Annotated in this window: 3 protein-coding genes, 1 tRNA gene and 1 pseudogene; 4 read left to right on the forward strand and 1 reads right to left on the reverse strand. The window is 66.1% G+C overall.

Going from position 1 to position 3,031, the window contains the following annotated elements; genetic code table 11:
- A partial coding sequence (locus tag VNW74_RS00900) for a metallopeptidase TldD-related protein (RefSeq protein ID WP_325674725.1) occupies positions 1-532 on the forward strand: 532 nt, incomplete at its 5' end.
- A gap of 7 nt (positions 533-539) precedes the next feature.
- Positions 540-1,379, forward strand: a complete 840-nt coding sequence (locus VNW74_RS00905) for a carboxymuconolactone decarboxylase family protein (protein WP_325674726.1) — start codon at positions 540-542, stop codon at positions 1,377-1,379.
- Positions 1,380-1,482: 103 nt separating this feature from the next.
- Here VNW74_RS00905 and VNW74_RS00910 read toward each other — a convergent pair whose 3' ends face one another.
- Positions 1,483-2,193, reverse strand: coding sequence for a class I SAM-dependent methyltransferase (locus tag VNW74_RS00910; RefSeq protein WP_325674727.1), 711 nt, complete (start codon positions 2,191-2,193; stop codon positions 1,483-1,485).
- A gap of 207 nt (positions 2,194-2,400) precedes the next feature.
- On the opposite strand from VNW74_RS00910, the pseudogene VNW74_RS00915 reads away from it, so the two are divergent.
- Together VNW74_RS00915 and VNW74_RS00920 are read left to right on the forward strand one after the other, a co-directional pair.
- Positions 2,401-2,721 (forward strand): annotated as a pseudogene (locus tag VNW74_RS00915) (tyrosine-type recombinase/integrase); the annotation flags it as partial.
- Between the two features lie 62 nt (positions 2,722-2,783).
- Positions 2,784-2,857 (forward strand) — tRNA-Ile (locus VNW74_RS00920).
- Positions 2,858-3,031 lie beyond the last annotated feature (174 nt).

Raw genomic sequence — 3,031 nt, forward strand, 5'->3', positions numbered from 1 at the left:
GCCCGGTTTGGCGTGCACGCCGTTCGTGGCGACCGCCAGTTCGTCGGAGACCGTGTCGATTTTCGACAACGGGATGGATATCGAGCGGGTGGACTGGATTCGCGACGGGGTGATCAACGCGCTGGCCTACCCGCGGGCCGCCGCCGCCGAGTTCAACGCCCCCGTCGCCGTGGCCGCCGACAACGTGGTGATGACCGGTGGCAGCGCCGAGTTGGCGGACCTGGTCGCGGCGACCGGGCGCGGGCTGTTGCTGACCACGCTGTGGTACATCCGCGAGGTCGAGCCCACGACGATGTTGCTGACCGGGCTGACCCGCGACGGTGTCTACCTCGTCGAGGACGGCGAGGTGACGGCGGCGGTCAACAACTTCCGGTTCAACGAGAGCCCGCTGGACCTGCTGCGGCGGGCCACCCAAGCCGGCGTCAGCGAGGCGACGCTGCCGCGGGAGTGGGGCGATTGGGTGACCCGGACGGCGATGCCGTCGCTGCGGATTCCCGACTTTCACATGTCGTCGGTGAGCCAGGCGACATAATGCGAGGGTGCGTGACGACGAGCTGACCCGGCTGGTCGCGTTGTCGCCCGGCGACGGCCGGGCTGCCGCCCTGATCCGGCGCGTCTGCGCCCAGACGCTGTCGCTGCCCCCGCTTCCGGCCGAGGTCGCGGTGACCGGCCCGGGATCGGATGCCGACGCCGTCGTCGCCGACTTCGCCGAACAGTTCAGCATCGATGTCTCGATGATCGGTGACCAGCAGCGCTCACGATTGTGGTCTGCACTGGGCGACAAAACGTTTGGCGTCGTCGTGCAGATGTACATCGCCGACTTCGTCCCGCGGGTGCGGGCGGGCCTGGAAGCACTCGGGGTGGGCCAGCGGTACCTCGGATGGGCGGACGGTCGGCTCGCCTGGGATCACACCACCGATCCGTCCGATGCGGTGTTCAACGGCTTTCTGCCCGCAGTCGCGCGGCTGCGCGACCTCGACGCGCTGACATCCGAGATGGTCCGGCTGCGCGGCGCGGCTCAACACAACTGCCGGTTGTGCAAGTCGCTGCGTGAGACGACGGCGCTGGATGCCGGCGGGTCGGAGACGCTGTACGGCGACATCGAGCGCTTCGAGGCGTCGGAGCTGCTGACCGATCGCCAGAAGGCGGCGCTGCGGTATGCCGACGCGCTGATCTGGTCGCCGGGCCATATCGACCGCGGCATCGTCGCCGCGGTGCGCGCGCAGTTCTCCGACGACGAGGCCGCCGAGCTGACCTTCGACGTGATGCGCAACGCCAGTAACAAGGTCGCGGTGGCGTTGGCCGGCGATGCCCCGCGGGTCGAAAGCGGTACCGAGGAGTATCTGCTCGACGCCAACGGTCAGACAGTGTTCAGCTAACCGTAATCTGTGTCATTCCTGCGAGCGTGCGGCGAGGGACGCCCGGTAGCTATTGAACTGCTGTCGGACGTAGCCGAGTGTCTTTGGCAACCCCAGTGGAATGCTAAAGGCCGAGATGGACCGTTGCGAACCCGCTGCTCAGCGAGATGTAGCGGGCATTGGCGAAGCCCGCTTCCAGCATCATCTCGCTCAGCCCGTCCCGCGACAGCCAGGTGCGGATCGAATCGGCGGTGTAATGATGGGCGTCGCGATGCCAGGCCACGGCCCAGCCCACAACCGGCATCAGACCGAAGTAGAACAGGTCGTGAACGACTTTCAGCATCTTCGAGGTCGGCGTGCTGAAATCGAGCACCATCAACCGGCCGCCCGGCCGCAGGACGCGCCGGAACTCGCGCAGCGCCTGGCCGCGGTCGGCAACGTTGCGCAACCCGAAGCCGATTGTGACTACGTCGAACGACGCATCCGGGAACCGCAGGTCCATGGCATCGCCGTCCTGGAAGTCGATGGCCCCGCGCTGCCGCCGTCGGGCGACCTCAAGCATCGCCGCGCAGGAGTCGACCCCCACGACCTGGCCTTCCGGCCCGACCGCCGCCTTCTCCAGGAACGCCAGATCACCCGTTCCGGTCGCAACGTCCAGCACTCGTTCGCCGGGCCGGAGGGCGCAAAGCTCCATGGCCTGCCGCTTCCACAGGCGATGAAGCCCGAGCGTCCACACATCGGTCATCACGTCGTAGCGCTTCGCCAGCGCCGAAAACAGTTCCTTGACGTAGCCGGCCTTGGCCTCGTCCGACTCATTCCATCGCCGTCTGACCATCGTGAGCCTCCGCACAACCACCGGGTACGACAGCAGCGAATGTACCACCGAATTCATCGTTTTCGAGACGGGCAGAGGGCGATGGTAGCGCGGTGACCTCGGCCTCGTCGTCAGTCCCTTCATTCCTCCGGATCATTGGTGGCGAAGGGTCGTGCCTCCGGCGTCCAGCCGTCGAGGCATCGGTACAGCTCGACCTTCGTGGCCCCGCTCAAGAACGAGTTACCTGACGAACCCAACGCCTTGGTGTTTCCCTGCCACCGCGGCGGACTCCTCCCCATCGAGGAATACCGGCGCGCGTTCGACCGGGCCTGCGCCCAGATCGGGATAGAGGGGCTGGTGCCCCACGGGCTGCGCCACACCACCGCGTCATTGGCGATATCGGCGGGCGCTAACGTGAAGGTCGTGCGACGGATGCTGGGCCACGCCACGGCGGCGATGAGGCTGGACCTGTACGGGCATCTTCTCGATGACGACCTGACGGGAGTAGCCGATACCTTGGGCAAGGCAATCGAAAGCGCTGCGGTATGAAGGGGCCGATAAAGCTAAAGCTGGATAGCTGATAACAGCATCTCAGTAGGTAAGCCATATAAGGGGCGGTAGCTCAGTTGGTTAGAGCCGCGGACTCATAATCCGTTGGTCGCGGGTTCGAGCCCCGCCCGCCCCACGAAGCAAAGGCTGGTCAGAGCCTGTACGAGCGCCTCGACTGGGCGGTCGGTGACGGCATCGTGCAAACCCCTCTTGAGGAGACGGACTCCATTCGGAAATGGCTGGAGTCAGATCCCCAACCCGCTGTCACTGGAGACGACCCGTACACGCGTCCGCTACATCGCGGACTGCG

This window comes from Mycobacterium sp., assembly GCF_035570115.1.
In the GTDB taxonomy this organism is placed as follows: Bacteria; Actinomycetota; Actinomycetes; order Mycobacteriales; family Mycobacteriaceae; genus Mycobacterium.

Excerpts from the sequence above, each read along its gene's own strand:
- VNW74_RS00910 (WP_325674727.1), bottom strand. The coding sequence starts at position 2,193 with ATGGTCAGACGGCGATGGAATGAGTCGGACGAGGCCAAGGCCGGCTAC.